General features: G+C 63.8%; 11 protein-coding genes. 9 read left to right on the top strand and 2 right to left on the bottom strand.

Features of this window, described 5'->3' with window-relative positions; all coding sequences use genetic code 11:
- Positions 1 to 47 precede the first annotated feature (47 nt).
- On the top strand, positions 48 to 392 hold the full coding sequence (locus BQ8794_RS01540; RefSeq protein ID WP_077372078.1) for a RidA family protein: 345 nt from the start codon (positions 48 to 50) through the stop codon (positions 390 to 392).
- 164 nt (positions 393 to 556) lie between these two features.
- On the opposite strand, the gene hutC is transcribed toward BQ8794_RS01540, so the two are convergent.
- Entirely contained in the window at positions 557 to 1,303 is a 747-nt protein-coding gene (hutC, locus tag BQ8794_RS01535; protein ID WP_077372075.1) for a histidine utilization transcriptional repressor HutC, read from the bottom strand.
- On the bottom strand, positions 1,300 to 2,652 hold the full coding sequence (locus BQ8794_RS01530; RefSeq protein ID WP_077372071.1) for a formimidoylglutamate deiminase: 1,353 nt from the start codon (positions 2,650 to 2,652) through the stop codon (positions 1,300 to 1,302). Before BQ8794_RS01530 ends, hutC begins: the two co-directional genes overlap by 4 nt.
- Positions 2,653 to 2,752: 100 nt before the next feature.
- Between BQ8794_RS01530 and hutI the strand changes: the two genes are divergently transcribed.
- From hutI to BQ8794_RS01485, 8 genes are all read left to right on the top strand, one after another.
- Positions 2,753 to 3,988 carry an imidazolonepropionase gene (gene hutI / locus BQ8794_RS01525; protein WP_077372467.1) on the top strand — a complete coding sequence of 412 codons (1,236 nt, stop codon included), beginning with the start codon at positions 2,753 to 2,755 and terminating at the stop codon, positions 3,986 to 3,988.
- Positions 3,985 to 5,520: a histidine ammonia-lyase gene (gene hutH, locus BQ8794_RS01520; RefSeq protein WP_077372068.1), complete on the top strand. Its 1,536-nt coding sequence runs from the start codon at positions 3,985 to 3,987 to the stop codon at positions 5,518 to 5,520. Before hutI ends, hutH begins: the two co-directional genes overlap by 4 nt.
- Before the next feature lie 220 nt (positions 5,521 to 5,740).
- A complete protein-coding gene (hutG, locus tag BQ8794_RS01510; RefSeq protein WP_077372062.1) occupies positions 5,741 to 6,559 on the top strand; it encodes an N-formylglutamate deformylase in 819 nt (272 codons plus the stop codon).
- 40 nt (positions 6,560 to 6,599) lie between these two features.
- Complete coding sequence (gene hutU, locus BQ8794_RS01505) at positions 6,600 to 8,270, top strand: urocanate hydratase (RefSeq protein ID WP_077372059.1); 1,671 nt, start codon at positions 6,600 to 6,602, stop codon at positions 8,268 to 8,270.
- An 8-nt stretch (positions 8,271 to 8,278) separates the two neighbouring features.
- Positions 8,279 to 8,866, top strand: coding sequence for a HutD/Ves family protein (locus tag BQ8794_RS01500; RefSeq protein ID WP_077372056.1), 588 nt, complete (start codon positions 8,279 to 8,281; stop codon positions 8,864 to 8,866).
- A gap of 245 nt (positions 8,867 to 9,111) precedes the next feature.
- Positions 9,112 to 17,670: a glycoside hydrolase family 94 protein gene (locus tag BQ8794_RS01495; protein WP_077372053.1), complete on the top strand. Its 8,559-nt coding sequence runs from the start codon at positions 9,112 to 9,114 to the stop codon at positions 17,668 to 17,670.
- A gap of 360 nt (positions 17,671 to 18,030) precedes the next feature.
- A complete protein-coding gene (locus BQ8794_RS01490) occupies positions 18,031 to 19,803 on the top strand; it encodes a glucan ABC transporter ATP-binding protein/ permease (protein WP_077372051.1) in 1,773 nt (590 codons plus the stop codon).
- 268 nt (positions 19,804 to 20,071) lie between these two features.
- Positions 20,072 to 20,824, top strand: coding sequence for a heme ABC transporter permease (locus BQ8794_RS01485; protein ID WP_077372049.1), 753 nt, complete (start codon positions 20,072 to 20,074; stop codon positions 20,822 to 20,824).
- Positions 20,825 to 20,864 lie beyond the last annotated feature (40 nt).

Genomic DNA, 20,864 nt, shown 5'->3' with positions numbered 1-20,864 from the left:
AACCGCGACTCTAAAGAGGCGCGACCCACCAAGGAAGGAAACGTCCAATGAGCATTCGTCGCATCGATGTTGGCCCACGCATGAGCCAGATCGTCATCCACGGCAACACCGTCTATCTGGCTGGTCAGGTCGGCGAACCGGGCGGAAACGTCGGCGCCCAGACCAAGGACATCCTGGCGGCCATCGACGAATTGCTGGCCAAGGCTGGCACCGACAAGACCAAGATCCTGCAGGCGATCATCTGGCTGGCCGACATGAGCACCTTTGCCGAGATGAACGCGGAATGGGACAAGTGGGTGCCACAGGGCCATACCCCGGCCCGCGCCACCGGCGAGGCCAAGCTTGCCGGGCCGGAATATCTGGTCGAGATTATTATTACTGCAGCGATTTGAGATGCGGCTCTTTACCCTCCCCCCGAGGGGAGGGTCGCGGAGCAAATGCCGCATGGCGGCACTTTGCGAAGCGGGGTGGGGTCGGTGCGACCTCGCCGACCCCACCCCGTCTCGCAATCTCCGCTGCGCTCCGACTGCTCGCCGACCCTCCCCTCAGGGGAGGGTTACCCCTGCGACGGCGTGAACCGCGCGACCAGCGTGTGGCTCTCGGCCGCATAGGTGAAACGGACATGGGTGACCGGGTGCTCGGCGCTCCATGTCCGCCGCTCGACCACCAGGCAGGGGGCGCCGGCCTCGATATCGAGTGCAGCCGCAATGTGTCTGTCGGCGGCGACGGCGCGGATGCGGTGCTCGGCGGCACTCCATGGCACGCGGGCAATCAGCCACGGCCCAGGCGCGACGGCAAAAAATTCCTCGTTGGCGGCCTCGGCCACAGCGGCCAGGTTGATCAGCCGCTGTTCGTGGGCGAACGGCCGCTTGCCGGCGAAATGCCGGCATTCCAGCGCCAGCACCGGCCCGTTGGAGTCGAGTTCCAGCAAGGTGCGGTCCTCGGCGCTGCTGCGCCTTTTGTGTCGCGCCACACGCTCGTAGCGATAGGGCAGGCCGAGCGCCTCGACCTCGATCCTGATGTCGTGGATTTCCAACACCGCGGCTTGCGACTGCGGCCGCCGGACAAAGCTGCCAGAGCGGCGGCGGCGCTCTATCAGCCCGGCCTTGGCAAGCTGCGACAGCGCCTTGTTCACCGTCATGCGCGAACATTTGTACTCGGCCGTCAGTTCGTGCTCGAACGGGATGCGGTGGCCGGGCGCCCAGGCGCCGGACAGGATCCGTTCGCTGATGTCGGACAGGATGCGTTGATGCAGCGAGAGAGGCTCGCCGCCGTCCGCATCCATTGTCTGGATCATGCTCATGCCGAAAGCGCCGTCATCACCTTGCGAAAACGCTCGCCAATAGAATCGCGCCTTGCATGCCTGCCGCTGCTGACCAGTTTCTTGCCATGCACCCAGGCACAATCGACCTTGGAACCGTTGGCGAAGATCCAGGTGTCGAGCACTGCATCGCCCGTCTTGCCGGCAAGCGACGGGTGCTTGCCATCGAGCGAGATGAAATCGGCTGGGGCGCCAGCGGCGATCCGCGAGGGGCTTGCGCCAAGCGCTGCGCTGCCGCCGTCGAGCGCGGCATCGAACAGTGCGCGCCCGGTCGAACCGCCGGCGACCGCCAGCAGGTTGCGGGCACGGTGGGCGAGGCGCTGCGAATATTCGAGCTGCCGCAATTCGTCCGGCAGGCCGATCAGCACGTTGGAATCGGAGCCGACGCCGAAGCGGCCGCCATGCTGTTTGAACAAAGGTGCTGCAAAGGTGCCGTCGCCGAGATTTGCCTCGGTGATCGGGCAGAGGCCGGCGATTGCTCCGCTTTTCGCCATGGCCGCCGTCTCGGTCTCGGTCATGTGGGTGGCGTGGATCAGGCACCAGCGACTATCGACCCTGGTATTGGCGAGCAGCCATTCGACCGGCCGCGCCCCGGACCAGGCAAGGCAGTCCTCGACCTCCTTCACTTGCTCGGCGATGTGGATGTGGATCGGTCCGCCTGGTGCCATTGTCGCGATGTTTTCCAACTGCTCCGGTGTTACGGCGCGCAGACTGTGCGGGGCGATGCCGACGACAGCGTGGTTCAAGGTGCGAACGGTTTCGTGACATTTCTCAACAAGCCGCGAGAACCGATTCACATCGTTGATGAATCGCCGCTGGCCCTCATTCGGCGCTGCGCCGCCGAAAGAGGAATGTGCATAGAAGACCGGCAGCAGAGTCAGCCCAATGCCGGTGTCGGCAGCCGCGGCGGTGATGCGGTCGGCCATTTCGGCGACGTTGGCGTAGGGCTGGCCGTCGCGGTCGTGATGCAGATAGTGAAACTCGCCGACGCGTGAGAACCCAGCCTCCAGCATCTCGACATAGAGCTGCGCGGCGACCGCCTCGACCTGATCCGGCGTCATCGACAGCGCGAAGCGATACATCACCTCGCGCCAGCTCCAGAAACTGTCGGCTGAAGGGCCGCGCAGCTCGGCTAGACCGGCCATGCCGCGCTGGAAGGCGTGGCTGTGCAGGTTCGGCATGCCTGGCAGCAGAATGGCATGGCGTTCGTCGCCGGGCTGGGATGCGGTGTTCGCCTCGACCGTGGCGATGTGGCCATCACTGACGACGATCCGGGTGTTGGAATGCCAGCCGTCGGGCAGAAGCGCCTGTTCCGCTAAGATCGCCGTCACGTTTTTCTCTCCGATCCCCTGTGTCCCGTGCAATGATACCACTTGCAGTGCGTTTCAATATGTATATACATAACCTCGGCCGATTGAAACGGAAAAGATGATGGCTGGAGAGAGCAAAGGCCGGGCAGGGCAGATCCGCCTCTGGCGCCATGCGCGTCTGGCGACCATGGCTGACAGCGCCGCCGGACTGGGTATCGTCGAAGACGGCGCGATCGCCGCGCGCGATGGCCTGATCGTCTATGCCGGCCCGGAAGGCGACATGCCGGCAGCCTTCAGCCAGAACGCCGAAATTGTCGATTGCGAAGGCCGCTGGATCACACCCGGTCTGATCGACTGCCATACTCATCTGGTCCATGCCGGCAATCGCGCCAACGAATTCGAGATGCGGCTGGCCGGCGCCACCTATGAAGAGGTCACCAGGGCCGGCGGCGGCATCGTCTCGTCGGTCAAGGCGCTGCGCGCTGCCAGCCAGCAGGAATTGGTTGCGCAGTCGCTGCCGCGCCTCGACGCGTTGATCGCTGAAGGCCTCACCACCATCGAGGTCAAGTCGGGCTACGGGCTCGATCTCGAAAACGAGAAGAAATCGCTGCGCGCCGCGCGGCTCCTGGGCGAAAACCGTCCAGTAACGGTAACAACGAGCTTCCTCGGCGCGCATGCCCTGCCGCCTGAAGCGAAAGGCGACAAGGACGCTTTTGTCGATCTGGTCGCAAACGAGATTTTGCCGTCCGTCACCGCCGACGGCCTGGCCGACGCGGTCGATGGTTTTTGCGAAGGCATCGCCTTTTCGCCCGAGCAGATTTCTCGCGTGTTCGACGCGGCGAAAGCAGCAGGCCTGCCGGTAAAACTCCACGCTGACCAATTGTCCAATCTGCACGGCGCAGAACTTGCGGCACGCTATGGCGCCCTGTCGGCCGATCATCTCGAATACACTGACGAGGCGGGTGCGGCGGCGATGGCGAGGGCCGGAACCGTGGCGACGATCCTGCCCGGCGCCTACTATTTCATCCGTGAGACCAAGAAGCCGCCGATCGGCCTGTTTCGCCAGCACGGCGTCAAAATGGCGGTCGCCACCGACTGCAATCCCGGCACCTCGCCGCTGACCTCCCTGCTGCTGACCATGAACATGGCGGCGACTTTGTTTGGTCTGACTGTTGACGAATGCCTTGCCGGTGTCACCCGCGAGGCCGCCCGCGCGCTCGGACTGCTCGGAAGAACCGGCACGCTGGAGGCTGGAAAATCAGCCGACCTGGCGGTCTGGGACATCGAGCGCCCGGCCGAACTCGTCTACCGCATGGGTTTCAACCCGCTGCATGCCCGCATCTGGAGGGGACAATGAGTGAACTCAAACTCAAGCCGGGCAACACGACGTTGGCCGACTGGCGCGAAATCTATCGTGGCGCGATGCCGAAGCTGAACGCGGCCTGCTGGCCAAAGATCAAGGCCAGCGCCGAGGCCGTTGCACGCATCGTCGCCAAGGGTGAGCCGGTCTATGGCATCAACACCGGTTTCGGCAAATTGGCCAGCGTCCGTATCCCCGCCGCCGATCTCGAGACGCTTCAACGCAACATCGTGCTGTCGCATGCCGCCGGCGTCGGCGAACCGATGCCGGTCGCTGTTTGCCGACTCATGATGGCACTGAAGCTGGCCAGCTTGGCGCAGGGCGCCTCCGGCGTGCGGCCGCAGACCATTGAACTGCTCGAAGCGATGCTCGCCAGCGACGTCATCCCGGTGGTGCCGACGCAAGGCTCGGTCGGCGCATCCGGCGACCTTGCGCCACTGTCGCACATGACGGCGGTGATGATCGGCGTCGGCGAGTGTTTTACCCCGCATGGCCGTTTCCCGGCCAAGGTCGCCTTTGTCTCGCACGGGCTGGAGCCGGTCAGGCTTGGCGCCAAGGAAGGGTTGGCGCTGCTCAATGGCACGCAGTTTTCGACCGCCTATGCGTTGGCCGCCTTGTTCGACGCCGAAGTGCTCTACCAGTCGGCGCTGGTCGCCGGTGCGCTTTCGACCGATGCCGCCAAGGGTTCCGACGCCCCATTCGATCCGCGCATTCATCTGCTCAGGAGGCATCCTGGCCAGATCGAGACGGCAGAGGCGCTGCGCAACCTGATGGCCGGCAGCGCCATCCGTGAATCGCACCGGGTCGGAGACGAACGCGTGCAGGACCCGTACTGCTTGCGCTGCCAGCCGCAGGTGATGGGTGCAGCGCTCAGCGTGCTGCGCCAGGCCGCCGACACGCTGGGCACCGAGGCCAACGGCGTCACCGACAATCCGCTGATCTTCGCCGAGGACGACACAGCACTTTCCGGCGGCAATTTTCACGCCGAGCCAGTGGCCTTCGCCGCCGACATGATCGCGCTCGCCGTCTGCGAGATCGGCTCGCTGTCGGAACGGCGCATCGCCATGCTTGTCGATCCGGCGCTGTCGGGCATGCCGGCCTTCCTGACGCCGAAGCCAGGCTTGAATTCCGGCTTCATGATCCCGCAAGTGACGGCGGCGGCACTCGTCTCGGAAAACAAGCAAAGGGCCTATCCGGCCAGCGTCGATTCGATCCCGACCTCGGCCAATCAGGAAGACCACGTCTCGATGGCGGCACATGGCGCGCGCCGGCTGATCGGCATGATCGAGAATGCGACGGCCGTCATCGGCATCGAATTGCTGGCCGCCGCGCAAGGCTGCGATTTCCATGCGCCGCTGGCATCGAGCGCGTCGCTCGAAGCGGTGCGCAGGCTGGTCAGGGCCGAAGTGCCGCATCTCGACAATGACCGGCATTTCCACCCCGACATGGAAAAGGCCATCGCCATGGTGCGCAGCGGCGCTGCCGTGAAGGCAGCGGGCGCTGTGGCGCTGCCGGGAATCGCGTCGTGAGGGCCCACACTTCGATAGGTCGCGATCCTTCGCGCCCCCCTCTGTCCTGCCGGACATCTCCCCCACGAGGAGGGAGATCGGCGGTCATCGAGGCTTTCGCCAATCTCCAACGCTGCAGGATTGAGCGAAGCGGTGAAGCTGCCGATCTCCCCCCTCGTGGGGGAGATGCCCGGCAGGGCAGAGGGGGGCGCCGTAGAGCGCCGGCGCAGGGAGACCATTCATGAACGCGCCCTCCTGGCTCACTATAACGCCCGGCACCGCCCCGCTGCTGGTCTCGATCCCGCATACCGGCATCGATCTCGCCGGTCTTGAGAACCGGCTGGTGTCGCCTTGGCTCGGCCGCCGCGACGCCGACTGGTGGATCGACAAGCTCTATGACTTTGCCGAAGACCTCGGCGCGACGGTGGTGCATACCGCGATCTCGCGCACCGTCATCGACGTCAATCGCGATCCGTCCGGCGCCTCGCTCTATCCCGGCCAGGCGACGACGGGCCTGTGCCCGACCGAGACCTTCGATGGCGATCCGCTCTATCGCGAGGGTGAGGAGCCTGGACCGTCAGAGGTCGATGAACGCCGCGAAAAATACTTTGTGCCTTACCATGCCGCCACGCAGGCCGAGATCGACAGGCTGCGCGCCTTGCACCCGAAGATCGTCCTCTATGACTGCCATTCGATCCGCTCGGTGCTGCCGCGGCTGTTCGAAGGCACTCTGCCGGTGTTCAACCTCGGCACCAATGACGGCAAAAGCGCCGATCCGGGCTTGCAGGCAATAGTCGGCCAGATCCTCGTCGAAACCGGCGAGAGTTTTGTCGTCAATGGCCGCTTCAAAGGCGGCTGGATCACGCGCCATTTCGGCCAGCCGCAAAACGGCGTTCATGCGCTGCAAATGGAACTGTCCAACCGCGGCTATATGCGCGAGCCCAAAAGCAAGGGTGCGCCGGACAATTGGCCAGTGCCTTACGACCCCGCATTCGCCGCGCCGATCCGCGCCACGCTGAAGCGCATCCTGGAAAGCGCGATTGCCTGGGCCGGGCGCTGACGCTTCGCCGCGCAGCTCATTCGAAAGGAAAAGTGACGCCATGACCGATCCTCGCCACAACATCCGCGAAGTCCGCAGCCCGCGCGGCAGCGAGCTCAACGCCCGCACATGGCTGACTGAAGCGCCGTTGCGCATGCTTATGAACAATCTCGATCCCGACGTCGCCGAAAACCCCAACGAACTGGTCGTCTATGGCGGCATCGGCCGGGCGGCGCGCACCTGGAACGACTTTGATCGCATCGTCGCCTCTCTGAAGACGCTTGGAGACGACGAGACGCTGCTGGTGCAGTCCGGCAAGCCGGTCGGCGTGTTCCGGACGCATACCGATGCGCCGCGCGTGCTGATCGCCAATTCCAACCTCGTGCCGCACTGGGCGACATGGGAGAAATTCAACGAGCTCGATAAGAAGGGCCTGATGATGTACGGCCAGATGACGGCCGGCTCGTGGATCTACATCGGCACCCAAGGCATCGTACAGGGCACCTACGAAACCTTCGTCGAGGCCGGCCGCCAGCATTACGGCGGCAACCTCAGGGGCAAATGGATCCTGACCGGCGGCCTCGGCGGCATGGGCGGCGCCCAGCCGCTGGCCGCGGTCATGGCCGGCGCCTGCTGCCTGGCGGTCGAATGCGATCCCGATCGCATCGATTTCAGGCTGCGCACCCGCTATGTCGACGAACGCGCCGACACGCTCGAGGAGGCGCTGGAAAGGATCGAGCGCTGGACCAGGGCCGGCGAGGCGAAATCGGTCGGCCTGGTCGGCAACACCGCCGACATCGTCCCGGAACTGGTGCGGCGTGGCGCGCGCCCCGACTTGGTCACCGACCAGACGTCGGCGCATGATCCGCTCAACGGCTATCTGCCCAAGGGCTGGTCGCTCGCCGAATGGCGCGAGAAGCGCACCAGCGACCCGAAGGCGGTCGAAAAGGCGGCGCGCGCGTCGATGCGCGAACATGTCGAGGCGATGGTGGCGTTCTGGAACGCCGGCGTGCCGACGCTCGACTATGGTAACAACATCCGCCAGGTGGCGAAGGAGGAAGGATTCGACAATGCCTTTGCCTTCCCGGGTTTCGTGCCGGCCTACATCCGGCCGCTGTTTTGTCGCGGGGTCGGTCCGTTTCGCTGGGCAGCCCTCTCAGGCGATCCCGAGGACATCTACAAGACCGACGCCAAGGTGCGCGAGCTGACGCCCGGCAACACCCATCTGCACAACTGGCTCGACATGGCGCGTGAGCGCATCGCCTTCCAGGGTCTTCCGGCGCGCATCTGCTGGGTTGGTCTCGGCGACCGCCACAGGCTCGGCCTCGCCTTCAACGAGATGGTGGCGAAAGGCGAGCTCAAGGCGCCGGTGGTCATCGGCCGCGATCATCTCGATTCAGGGTCGGTTGCCTCGCCGAACCGCGAGACGGAATCGATGAAGGACGGTTCGGATGCCGTGTCCGACTGGCCGCTGCTCAATGCGCTGCTCAACACCGCGTCCGGCGCAACCTGGGTATCGCTGCATCATGGCGGCGGCGTCGGCATGGGCTTTTCGCAACATGCCGGCATGGTCATCGTCGCCGACGGCACAAGCGAAGCGGCCAAACGCCTGGAGCGGGTGCTGTGGAACGACCCCGCAACCGGCGTCATGCGCCACGCCGATGCCGGCTATGACATCGCCATCGACTGCGCCAGGGAGCACCAGCTCAACCTGCCAGGCATCCTCGGCTGAACCGCGCCTTGCGCATTCTGCGGGCAGCCGAATACCGGTCTATGCCGTGGAAGAACGGCAGCGGGGTGACGACGGAAATCGCCGTCTCGCCCGCAGGTGCTGCGCTCGACGATTTCGACTGGCGCGTCTCCATGGCGCGGGTCGAAAGCGGTGGACCATTCTCCGAGTTTGCCGGAGTGGACCGAAGCTTGGCCGTGCTGGAAGGCGAGGGGATCATCCTTGATATGGCCGGCCGCCCGGCGGCTACGCTGACCAAAACTTCCGCCCCGCTTTCCTTTCCGGCCGATGTGCCGACGCAAGCGGCGCTGATCGCCGGTCCGATCACCGATCTCAACGTCATGACGCGGCGTGGACGGATGACCCATGCCGTCGATCGCTTGGTGATTTCAGCCCCAACGGACATCCAGTCGGCCGCTCATGCGACCCTCATCCTGTGTTTTGACGGCGAGATCACGGTGACCGGCGCGGCGCCTGTCCGCATCGGACCAAGCGACACGCTGTTGCTCGGACCGGACGCCCTGAAACGGCGCGTTGAGCCTGCGCGACCGGCGACGCTGTTCGTGATCCGCATCGATCGCGTTGCTGCAAACGATTAACGCCTGTTTCGAAACATGATCACAACGCCGGCCAAATATGCCGTAAGCTCAAGCCCAGATCACGAAAAAGCCTGAATCCTTCCGTCGATCAAGTCCCGGCGGGAGGGAGGTGGTTCGTCTGCAGGTCTTGGTGCGAAAATAAACTTTCGGCCCTTGTTTCGATGCAACCAATTCCATTTCAATCGGTTCTAGGGACATTGCCGTGGCGGTGACGCCGCTAACGCGTCCCCCATGCGGAATTTTCAATGAATATACAGACAGACCCCACCCAAATGGAAAAGACGAGCGCGAGCTTTCCGGCCATCACGGAAGAGCCGATACGCTCCAATTTCCTGCCGGAAGAGCGCCTGCGAACGCTGGGTGCAAGCCTCGCCAACGGTGACGTCAAGGATCTGTTCGGCCTGGAGCCGTTCGATTTCCAGCCACGCGTCCGCGACAGCGCCAGAAAGATCCTCGAAGTCTACCGTTCGACCAATGCCGCGCAGGCGAGAGGCGAGACGATCACGCCGGCGGCGCAATGGCTGCTCGACAACAATTATCTGGTCGAGGAAACCATCTTCCAGGTCAAGCGCGACCTGCCACGCCGCTTCTATCGTCAATTGCCGACCCTGAAACTGTCCGACGGCGGCAGCGTCCCGCGCGCCCTTGCGCTGGCCTGGACCTATGTCGCGCATTCGGACAGTTCGGTTTCGGCGGCCATGTTCAAGGCGATCGTCGAAGGCTTTCAGGCTGTCGAGCCGCTGAAGATCGGCGAGCTCTGGGCGCTGCCATCGCTGTTGCGCTTCGTTCTGATCGAAAATCTTCGCCGGATCGCGGTCCGGGTCAGTCGTACCCGGCAGATGCGCCAGATTGCCAACGAGGTTGCCGACGGCGTGCTGGCGATCGACGACAGCGCCGACCGCCAGGCGATCCTGTCGAACTACGTCGCCCATGCACAAGACACCACCTTTGCCACCCAATTGCTCTACCGCCTGCGCGACGGGTCGCAAAATGCCGGCAGGGCGCTGGAATGGCTGGAGGGCGAGCTTGAAAAGTCCGGCTCCGATGCCGAGGAAATCATCATCAGCGAGCATCGCACGCTGTCCGGTGGCAATGTAACTACCGGTAACATCATCCGCGGCCTCAGGCTCATCAACGATATCGACTGGACGGTTTGGTTCGAAGGTGTCAGCCGCATCGACACCTTGCTGCGCGAGCGCACCGATTTCGCCGCGCTCGATTTCTTCTCGCGCGACCAGTACCGGACCGCGATCGAGGAAATGGCGCGCCGCTCCGATCGTTCCGAATTCCGCGTTGCTGAAAAGGCGATCGAACTCGCCGGCCATGCCGCTGTCGCCGATACCACCGTCACCGGTCCAATCGCTCACACCGACGTCGGGTTCTTTCTGGTCGGCCCGCGCCGGCTGGAACTGGAGAAGGCGATCGGCTATCGGCCGACCGTCAGCGTCACGATCAAACGGGCGTTCGGCAAGACCGGATGGCTGGGCATCGTCGTGCCGGTGTTCGCGCTGACGGTCCTGCTTCTTGTCCTCTCCCGCGATGCCCTTGCCAGTCTCGGCCTGTCCATACCGTCGATCGTCCTGATGCTGGCGCTGTTTGCCGTGCCGGCCAGCGAAGGCGCGCTTGCCTTCTTCAACACCGTCGTATCGTTGTTCCTGAAGCCGACGCGCCTCGTCGGCTACGACTATAAGCGCGGCGTGCCGCCCGAGGCGCGCACGCTGGTGGTGGTGCCGTCGCTGATCGGCTCGCGCGACGACGTCGAGGAGAACATCCGCAACATCGAAGTGCACCACCTGGCCAACACGGCGGACGAAATCCATTTCGCTCTGCTTTCGGACTGGCCCGACAGCAAAACCGAAATCGATGCGGCCGATATCGAGATCCTCCAATATGCTCGCGACGAGATCGCACGGCTGAACGCCCGCTATCCCAGCGAAGGCGCGCCGCGTTTCTACGTCCTGCACCGCCGGCGGCTCTACAATGAATCCCAGGGCGCCTGGATGGGCTGGGAACGCAAGCGCGGCAAGCTCCACGAACTGAATCTTCTGCTGCGTGGTGACAGCGACACCACCTTTCTGCCGCTGGACGTGCCGTTGCCGGAAAACGTTATCCATGTGATGACGCTGGATGCCGACACGCGCACCACCCGCGATGCCGTCGCCAGTTTGGTTGGCAAGCTTTGCCATCCGCTCAACCGCCCGCATTACGATGCGGCAAAGCGCGTCGTCAGCGCCGGCTACACCATCCTGCAGCCGCGCATCACCGCTTCGCTGACCAGCGGCGACGACGCATCCTTCTTCCAGCGGGTCTTTTCTGCCAATCGCGGCCTCGATCCCTACGTATTTGCCGTCTCCGACATCTACCAGGACGTCTTCGGCGACGGCTCCTTCACCGGCAAGGGGCTCTATCACGTCGACGCCTTCGAGGCGGCGCTGAAGGGCCGCATCGAAGAAAACACCGTCCTCAGCCACGATCTGCTCGAAGGCGCGTTGGCGCGCGCGGCACTGGTCACCGACGTCGAACTGGTCGAGGACTATCCGACCCGCTATTCGGTCGACGCGTCGCGCCACCATCGCTGGGCGCGCGGCGACTGGCAGCTTCTGGGCTTCATTCTCAGTCCGCGCTCCGGCGTGCCGGCGCTGTCGCGCTGGAAGATGGTTGACAATCTGCGCCGGTCGCTGACGCCGATCTTCTGGGTGATGGCCGCGATCGCTGGCTGGACGCTGCTGCCCTTCACCCAGGCCGCGCAATGGCAGGCGCTGCTGATCCTCACACTTTTCATGGCGCCGACATTCGACATCGTCCACGCCATCCTGCCGAAAAGCGGCGACCAGACGCCGCGCGGTCATTTCTCGGCGCTGGCGCGCGACGTCGCCTTCGGCACCGCCCTGGTGGCTCTGAAGATCGTGCTGATGGCGCATCTGGCCTGGATGATGGGCGATGCCATCATTCGCACGCTCTACCGCCTGTTCGTCAGCCGGAAGAACCTGCTCGAATGGCGCACTGCCTCGCAGGCTCACAAGAACGGCGACAACGATCTCGGCTCCTATTACGGCATGATGTACGGCGCGGTGATCGTCGGCGTCGTCGGCCTCGCCATCCCTGTCGTGGCCGATTCCACCGGAGCTTTCGTCGCCTTCTTCTTCGCGCTGTTCTGGATTGGCTCGCCGGCCTTCGCCTTCTTTATCAGCCGCTCTGCCGAAACCGAGGACCGTCTGCGCATATCGGCGGCCGACATCCATGCGCTGCGCACGATTGCGCGGCGCACATGGCATTATTTCGAGACCTTCGTGACGGCCGAGCATCACAATCTGCCGCCTGACAATTTCCAGGAAAGTCCGGCGCCCGTCGTGGCGCCCCGCACCTCGCCGACCAATATCGGCGTCTATCTCCTGTCAGTGGTTTCGGCCCGCGATTTCGGCTGGATCAGCCTGTCCGACGCCACCACCCGCATCGACGCGACGATGTCGACTATCGAGAGCATGCCGCGTGAGCGCGGCCATCTCTTCAACTGGTATGACACGACGACGCTGAAGCCGCTCTATCCGCTGTACATTTCCGCCGTCGATAGCGGCAATCTCGCCGGCCATCTGGTGGCGGTGGCGGCAGCCTGTGCCGAATGGGCGGAAGCGCCTGCAGTCCACCTTCAGGGCGACTTCGAGGGTATCCTCGATACGGTGACGATCCTCGACGAAAGCCTGGCGGAGTTGCCTGACGACCGCCGCCAGTTGCGGCCGTTGCGCCAGCGACTTGCCGATCGCCTCGATGGCATGCGACGCGCGGTCGAATCGATCAAGGCACAACCCGAGATGGCGTCGATCCGCACCATCAACCTGGCCGTTCTGGCCGGCGAGATCCGCAAGCTCGCCATCGCGATCCATACTGAGGCCGCCTCGACGCAGAGCGACACCATCGCCGACTGGGCGGCGAGACTGGAAGCCACCTGCGAAGCGCATGTCCATGACGCGCATAGCGACGACAATGCCGTCGAGGCGCTGCGGGCCAAGCTTCTGTCGTTGCGCGAGCGCACGCGCCGCTTTGCCTTCGAAATGGATTTCTCCTTCCTCATGCGCAAGGAACGCAAGCTTCTGTCGATAGGCTACCGGGTCGAGGAGCATCAGCTCGACGAAAGCTGTTACGATCTGCTGGCTTCCGAGGCGCGGCTGACCAGCCTGTTCGCCATAGCCAAGGGCGATCTGCCGACGGAGCACTGGTTCCACCTCGGCCGGCCGATCGTCGAGATCGGGTTCAAGGGCGCTCTGATGTCCTGGTCCGGCTCGATGTTCGAGTATTTGATGCCGCCGCTGGTGATGAAGGAGCCGCAAGGCAGCATCCTCAACCAGACCAGCAAGCTCATCATCAAGCGCCAGATCCAGTACGGCCGCTCGAAGAACGTGCCCTGGGGCATTTCGGAAGCGGCCTACAACGCCCGCGATCGCGAACTGACCTACCAGTACACCAATTTCGGCGTGCCTGGGCTGGGCCTGAAGCGAGGTCTTGGCCAGAACACGGTGATTGCGCCTTATGCGACCGTGCTGGCGGCGCAGTTCACCCCGCGTGAATCGGTGCAGAACCTGGCCAGGCTGAGGCGGCTCGGCGCCCTTGGCCGGCACGGCTTCTACGATGCGGTCGATTTTACGCCGCAACGCGTGCCGGAGGGCACCGACCATGTCGTCGTGCTGAACTACATGGCCCACCATTCCGGTATGTCGATCGCCGCCGTCGCCGACGCCATCTTCGAAGGACGCCTGCGCGACCGCTTCCACAGCGATCCGGTGATCGAGTCGGCCGAGTTGCTGCTGCAGGAAAGAGCGCCGCGCGACATCCCGACCGCCACCGTCAGGACCGAGGCCGACGAACGGTCGAAGGACGAAACGGAAGCCGAGAGCCCCGATACGCGCATCGTGCTCAACCCGCTCAAGGCGCTGCGTTCGACCAGCGTCATGTCCAATGGCCGCTACTCGGTCATGGTTACCGCGACCGGCTCCGGCTATAGTCGCTGGGGCGAGCTTGCCGTCACGCGCTGGCAGCCGGATCCGACCGAGGATCGGCTTGGCTCCTACATCTTCCTGCGCGACTCCGGCACCGGCGACTGGTGGTCGGCCACCGCCGAGCCGAAGCGTGCCACCCACGAAGAGGTGCGGACGCTGTTTTCCGACGACAAGGCGAGCTTCGTCAAGTCAGTGGGATCACTGCGTTCGGAGGTCGAATGCATCGTCATTTCGGAGGGAAATGGCGAAGGCCGGCGGGTGACGCTCTACAATGACGGGCCGGTCGACCGGCATATCGAAGTGACCTCGTTCGCTGAACTGGTGCTGGGCTCCGAAGCATCCGACAACGCGCATCCGGCCTTCTCGAAAATGTTCGTGGAAACCGAAATCGCTGCGAATAACGCAGCGATCTTCGCCACCAGACGTAAGCGGGAAACGGACGAGCCTGATGTCGCCATGGTGCATTTCGTCACCGACCCGTCTGGGTCGACGCGCGACGCCGAGGCCGAAACCGACCGGCGCGCCTTCATAGGCCGCGGCCGCACCATTACCGAGGCCGCCGCCTTCGATCCCGGCGCCAAGCTTGGCGGCCATTCCGGCTTCACGCTGGATCCGGTCGCGGCGCTTCGCCGGCAGGTGCGGGTGCCGGCCAACAAGAAGATATCGCTGACCTTCTGGACTGCCGTCGGCGCCAACCGTGCCGAACTCGAAGATGCCATTGCGCGGCTTGATCATCCGGAAGCCTTCGCGCGCCAGGCGATGCTCGCCTGGACCCGCTCGCAGGTGCAGACCCGGCATCTCGGTCTCAGCCTTGCCGATGCCGCCAATGTGCAGAATCTGGCGCGCTATCTGATCTATCCGGATCCGTTCCTGCGGCTTCCGGCCGAATCGATCGCTTCCGGGCTCGGTAGGCAATCGGGCCTATGGCCGACCAGCATATCCGGCGACTTTCCGATTTTTCTGGTCAGGATCGGCGATGTCGCCGATCTCGAAATCGTGGCCCAGGCGCTCCGCTTCCAGGAATACATGCGCGCCCGCGGCATGATGATCGACTTTGTCGTCGTCAACGAGCAGGCTTCGTCCTACGTGCAGGACCTGCAACGGGCGGTCGAGACGCTGTGCGAAAACAGCCGCCTGCGCGGCAAGGAGCTAGGACCCCGCCAGCACATCTTCGCGGTGCGCCGCGACCTCATGGACGAGGCGACCTACAAGACGCTGCTGGCCACCGCCCGCGTCGTTCTGCACACGCGCAACGGCACCATCATCGATCAGATCGAGCGCGCCGAGGCCGCTGCGCTGCAAGCGCGGGACGCGTTGCAGCCGGCGGGTGCAGCAGCGCTTCGTGAACCGTCTCCGCCGGCGCCACAGACGTGGGCCCAACCCGCGTTCGACGGCAGTGCCGATGGCAGCGGGCTCAACCAGTGGAACGGTTTTGGCGGCTTCGAGGGCGACGGACGCCACTATGTCGTGCGCCTTGCTGGCCGGCGCACGACGCCGCAGCCCTGGATCAACGTCGTCTCCAACGCCTCGTTCGGTTTCCACGTTTCGGCTGAAGGCGCTGCCTTCACCTGGAGCCGAAACAGCCGCGATTATCAACTGACGCCGTGGGCGAACGACCCGGTCACCAACCGGCCAGGCGAGGGCATCTATATCTACGATCATGCCAGCGGCCGGGCGTTCTCGCCGCTGGCCGCCGTCGTCCGCGATCCCGCCATGACCTACGAAACATGGCACGGGCAGGGGTTTTCGACCTTCCGTTCGAAGCGCGGGCCGCTGTCGATGGACCTTACCCATGTGGTGGATTCCATCGATCCGGTGAAAATCTCCCGGTTGCGCATCCAGAATTCCGGTTCGGCGCCGGCGCGACTGCGCGTCTATGCCTATGCGGAATGGGTTCTTGGCAGCCATCGTTCGCGCACGGCGGCGACCATCGTTCCGTCCAGGGATGCCGCGACGGGCGCGTTGCTGGCGCAAAATCCCTACGGGCTCGACTTCGGCGAGCGGGTCGCCTTCCTGGCCGCCGACGGCGCGGCACACTCGGTGACGGCCGACCGCGGCGAGTTCATCGGACGAAACGGCACCAGCGAACTCCCGCAAGCCGTGCTCAGCGGCGCAGGCCTGTCGGGCCGCGTCGAGGCGGGCGACGATCCTTGTGCGGCAATTGCACGCGACGTCGACATCCCTGCCGGCGGCGACGTGACGCTGCTCTGGCTGCTCGGCGATGCGGCCTCTGCCGAGGAAGCCAGCGCGCTGGCACGGCATCATCGCAGCAAGGATTTCGATCAGCGGCTGACTGACAATGAACGCACCTGGCGAGGGTTTCTCGACACCATCCAGGTCGAGACGCCGGACAAGGCGCTCAACGCGATGGTCAACCACTGGCTGCCCTATCAGAGCCTTGCCTGCCGCATCCGCGCCCGCTCGGCGTTTTACCAGGCGAGCGGCGCCTTTGGCTTCCGCGACCAGTTGCAGGACACGCTGGCCCTGCTTGTCCATGATCCGCAACTGGCGCGCGCCCAAATCCTCAACGCGGCGCGGCGGCAATTCCCCGAAGGCGACGTGCAGCATTGGTGGCTGCCGCGAACCGAGGCAGGCGTCCGCACCATGATTTCCGACGACGTGGTCTGGCTCGCCCATGCCACGGCACACTACTTGCTGGTAACCGGCGATACCGCGATCCTCAGGGAACAACTGCCCTTCATCGAAGGGCCGCCGCTGGAAGAAGGCGAGCACGACGCCTTTTTCACCCCGGAAATATCGAAGAAGACCGCTTCACTCTACGATCATTGCGCGCGCGCACTTGACCTTGCCATCAAGCGCAGCAGCCCCGCCGGGCTGCCGCTGATCCTCGGCGGTGACTGGAACGACGGCATGAACCGTGTCGGCGAGCACGGTAAGGGCGAGAGCGTCTGGCTGGGTTGGTTCCTGCTGAAGACGCTGGGCGACTTTGCAGCTGTCGCCAAGGCGGAAGGCGACGCCAAGCGCGCGCAAGCCTGGACAAAACACGCCAGCGTGCTGAAGCGGGCGCTGGAAAGCACGGCCTGGGACGGTGAATGGTATCGTCGCGGCAGCTTCGACGACGGCACGCCGCTGGGGTCGCGCAGCTCGCAGGAATGCAAGATCGACTCGATTGCCCAGTCGTGGAGCGTGCTGTCGGGCGAGGGCGATCCGGCGCGATCGACGACGGCGATGCAGCAGGCGATGAAAATGCTCGTCGACGACGAGCTCAACATCGTCAAGCTTTTCACCCCGCCCTTTTCCAAGACGGAACAGAACCCAGGCTACATCAAGAGCTACCCGCCGGGTGTCCGTGAAAACGGCGGCCAGTATACCCACGCAGCGACATGGTTCGTCATTGCGCTCGCCGAAATGGGGCGCGTCGACGACGCCTACCGCTGCTTCTCGATGCTCAACCCGGTCAACCATGCGCTCGACGAGGCCACTGCCGAGCACTACCGCGTCGAGCCTTATGTCGTCGCGGCAGACGTCTACGCCGGGCAAGGCAAGGGCGGCCGCGGCGGCTGGACCTGGTATACCGGCTCGGCCGGCTGGCTTTATCGCGCGGCGGTCGAAGGCATCCTCGGCATCGAGCGCAGGGGCGAGCGCATCCAGTTCAGGCCGAAACTGCCCAGCCATTGGGATGGCTATGCGGCAATGCTCAAGGTGCTTGGGGCCGAACTCAGGGTTCAGGTTGTCCGCGACAAGAAGGCCAAAGCCGTCTCGCTCGAGGTAAATGGTAAAAAGACGAAGGCTGCGTCTTTCGAACCGAAAGCCGGCGACAAGGCCGATCTGGTCGTAAGGATACCGGCGTAGCTTCAAGGATTTGGAGCGTCTTGGTACATCTTGAGGATGTGCGTTATCTAAAGTTGCTTGAGCAATTCTATTGCGCATGAGATTTCCCAAAAGCCGATGCAGGCTTTTTGGATTCGTACATGGCCAGTTGCTGATTAAAATTTCGGCAGTGCTTCCAGACTGCCACGATTTTGCCGCAAGGCTGACATTTTACCTTTCTTCTCAAACCGTTAGGTGATCACGACAGATTTCGCAGCGTCGCCATCTTTTGTTCGCGAATTGGGAACTGAAGGGGTACGAGGGCATTGTTTCGCGACACGTCAACGAGTACGAGTCAGAAAATGATGCAGTGCACAATAACAATTTGCTGGAGTAGCTGAAGTGTCCCTTCTGCAAATCTACTGGAGAGCGCTCGGTTATCTCGCTGCCGACAGAAAACGCGTCGCGTTTATCTGTGGGGCGAATGTCGCGCTTGCGATTATCGCCATCCTTGAGCCGATCATGTTCGGACGGGTGATCGATGCCATTTCGGACGGCGGCTCGGTCTTTTCGACGCTCGGCCTGTGGGCTGGTATCGGCGTCTTCAACGTCGTCGCCTTCGTCCTGGTGGCGCGCGGCGCGGATCGTTTTGCCCACGCCAGGCGCAGCGAGGTCCTTTGCCAGTCGTTCGAGCGCGTGATCACCATGCCGCTTGCCTGGCATCATCAGCGCGGCACCTCCAATTCCCTGCATACGCTGCTGCGCGCGGTCGAGACCTTGTTCAGCCTCTGGCTCGAGTTCATGAGGCAGCATTTGTCGACGGTTGTCGCACTGGTTCTGCTGGTGCCGACGGCGCTCAGCATGGACATTCGCATGTCGATGGTCCTGCTGGCACTGGGCGCGCTCTACGTCGGAATCGGCCGGCTGGTGATGCGTCGTACCAAAGAAGGCCAGGCGTCCGTGGAGCGGCACTTTCACCAGGTGTTCGCGCATGTGAGCGACTCGGTCAGCAATGTCGCCGTGCTGCAGAGCTACAATCGCATCGGCCACGAGACCGACGCCTTGAAGCGCTATGTCAAGAATCTGCTTGATGCCCAGTATCCGGTGCTCGACTGGTGGGCATTGGCCAACGCTCTGCACCGTCTGTCGTCGACCATTTCGATGATGGTCGTGCTGTTGATCGGCTCCTATCTGGTCATGCATGGCCAATTGCGTATCGGTGACGTGATCGCGTTTACCGGCTTTGCCACGCTGCTGATCGCCCGGCTCGACCAGATGTCGGCCTTCGCCAACCAGATTTCGGAAGCCAGGGCCAAGCTCGAGGAATTTTATCGCCTTGAGGACTCCGCGGCCGACGCCGCCGAGCCGGACGGTTTGCGTGACCTGGTCAACGTCACTGGTCATGTGCGTTTCGAAAACGTCAACTTCGAATTCGCCAATTCGGGGCAGGGCGTGAACGATGTCTCGTTCGAGGTCCACGCCGGCCAGACCGTGGCCATCGTCGGTCCGACGGGCGCTGGCAAGACCACGCTGATCAATCTTTTGCAGCGGGTCTTTGCACCGTCCAGCGGCCGCATCCTGATCGATGGCATCGATACCCGCACGGTGACCCGCAAGTCGCTGCGCCACTCGATTGCCACCGTGTTCCAGGATGCGGGCCTGCTCAACCGCTCGATCGAGGACAACATCCGCGTCGGGCGCGCCGAGGCGACCTATGATGAGGTCCACGCCGCCGCCAATGCCGCTGCCGCGCAGGATTTCATCCTGTCGAAGAGCAACGGCTACGATACGGTCGTCGGCGAACGCGGCGGACAGCTTTCGGGCGGCGAGCGCCAGCGTATCGCAATCGCGCGCGCCGTGCTGAAGGATTCACCCATCCTGGTGCTCGACGAAGCGACCAGCGCGCTCGACGTCGAGACGGAAGACCGCGTCAAGGAAGCGATCGACGAATTGCGGCGCGGCCGCACCACCTTCATCATCGCGCACCGCCTGACCACTGTTCGCGATGCCGATCTGGTCGTCTTCATGGACAATGGCAAGGTGGTCGAAATGGGTGGCTTCGCCGAATTGTCGATGCGCAATGGCCGCTTCGCCAGCCTGCTGCGCGCCGGCGGCCTGCTCAACGACGAGGAAGTCCGCCGCCTCAGCCGCACCATCACGGACGCGGCCGCCTGAGTTGCCAGGCTCGCCCCTTGTGGGAGAAGGTGGCCGAGCGAAGCTCGGTCGGATGAGGGGTGTTCCAGCTTGGCGCAACCCTCCATCCAGAATCGAAATTCTGGCGCACGGCAGATAGGATCATCCACGCCTCACTCCTTCCAGCACCCCTCATCCGGCTCGGCGCTAACGCGCCGATCCACCTTCTCCCACAGGGGAGAAGGGAACGCGCACCTGCGACACCGCCACTCGATTGCCCCAGACGCGTCGCCGGTTTATGTAAAGCTGCATGAGTGACCTGACTTCACGCCTCAGCGGCTGGATGGATTTCGCCAACCCGACGCGGTTTGTCGGGTTGGCCGACAAGGTGGTGCCGTGGCTGGCAACCATCGCCACACTCCTCCTGGCCGCCGGGCTCTACATGAGCTTCACGGCGCCGGAGGATTTCCAGCAAGGCATCACCGTACGTATCATGTACATCCATGTGCCCTTCGCTTGGCTGGCCATGATGTGTTTCACGCTGATGGCGGTTTCCGCATTGGGCACGCTGGTATGGCGCCATCCGCTGGCCGACGTCGCGCTGAAATCGGCGGCACCCATCGGCGCCGTCTTTACAGCGCTCGCGCTGATCACCGGTTCGATCTGGGGCAAGCCGATGTGGGGCACCTGGTGGGTGTGGGATGCGCGGCTGACCTCGGTGTTCGTGCTGTTCCTGATGTATCTCGGCATCATCGCGCTGACGAGGGCCCTCGACGATGCGGCGCGCGCCGCCTGGGCCGCCGCAATCATCACCCTGGTCGGCTTCATCAACATCCCGATCATCAAATTCTCGGTCGACTGGTGGAACACGCTGCATCAGCCGGCTTCGGTGTTCCGGCTCGGCGGGCCGACCATCGATCCCAGCCTGTTGCGGCCGTTGCTGGTGATGGCTCTGGGTTTTACCGTGCTGTTCTTCGCGCTGCACCTGATGGCGATGCGCACGGAAATCCTGCGTCGCCGGGTGATTGCCATGCGGCGGGTTGCGGCACGGCAGGCTAGCTGAGTTCCGTCGCTGTCCCGCCAGCGTTCGAGAAATTGAGGCG

Source organism: Mesorhizobium prunaredense, assembly GCF_900156895.1.
Taxonomy (GTDB): Bacteria; Pseudomonadota; Alphaproteobacteria; order Rhizobiales; family Rhizobiaceae; genus Mesorhizobium; species Mesorhizobium prunaredense.
The sequence above is the reverse complement of the archived record's forward strand: the minus strand, read 5'-3'. Positions and strand labels throughout refer to the sequence as shown.